A 764-nucleotide genomic window follows, 5' to 3' on the forward strand; every position below is an offset into this window, starting at 1 on the left:
GCTGCCTAGGGTAAAACTGGTAACTAGGGCTAAGTCGTAACAAGGTAGCCGTACCGGAAGGTGCGGCTGGAACACCTCCTTTCTAGAGCCTTAGTGTTAGCTTAATAGCACGCTAGGGAAAAGACGAAAAGAACTAATGGTTCTAAAATAAAAGTTTTATTACTCTTGCTGTTAATTTAAAAAAAGAATTAAGAATTTAAGTAAAAACAGAGTCTCGTAGCTCAGCTGGTTAGAGTACTACACTGATAATGTAGGGGTCGGCAGTTCGAGTCTGCCCGGGACTACAAAAAAAGTTGGCAGATTACAGTAGTAAGTAATCAGAAAACAAAAAAAAGGAATTTTTACTTAAATAAAGGAAATTTTAGAAGTTGAGTTACACTTTTAGTGAACCGTTTTGAACTGTTAACTGAAAACTGTTAACTGAGTACTAAAAAAACGGGGGATTAGCTCAGCTGGCTAGAGCGCCTGCCTTGCACGCAGGAGGTCAACGGTTCGACTCCGTTATTCTCCACAAGCCCAAAGGGCAAATTTCAAAAAAAAGAAATACCAAAACCCAATAATTGGAATTTGGGATTTTAAAAATTGAAATTTCCCACGGCAAAAGTTCATTGACATATTGAGATAAGAAAATACAAAAAGTAGAAAGTGTTTTTTGTTATAAGTAGCAATACAGATAATAAAAAACAAACAAAAACGGTCTTGTTTTAAATAACAAGATTGGTACAATAAGCAAAATAAGGGCGTATGGGGGATGCCTAGGCTCT

At 36.9% G+C, this 764-nt stretch carries 2 tRNA genes and 1 rRNA gene; all 3 read left to right on the forward strand.

What is annotated here, in order from left to right:
- Positions 1-82 (forward strand): 16S ribosomal RNA (locus tag IEV84_RS16380); the annotation flags it as partial.
- 128 nt (positions 83-210) lie between these two features.
- Positions 211-284: transfer RNA gene (locus IEV84_RS16385), tRNA-Ile, on the forward strand.
- 153 nt (positions 285-437) lie between these two features.
- Positions 438-511, forward strand: a tRNA-Ala gene (locus IEV84_RS16390).
- The last annotated feature ends 253 nt before the right edge of the window (positions 512-764 follow it).

It is taken from the genome of Flavobacterium palustre, assembly GCF_014639535.1.
In the GTDB taxonomy this organism is placed as follows: Bacteria; Bacteroidota; Bacteroidia; order Flavobacteriales; family Flavobacteriaceae; genus Flavobacterium; species Flavobacterium palustre.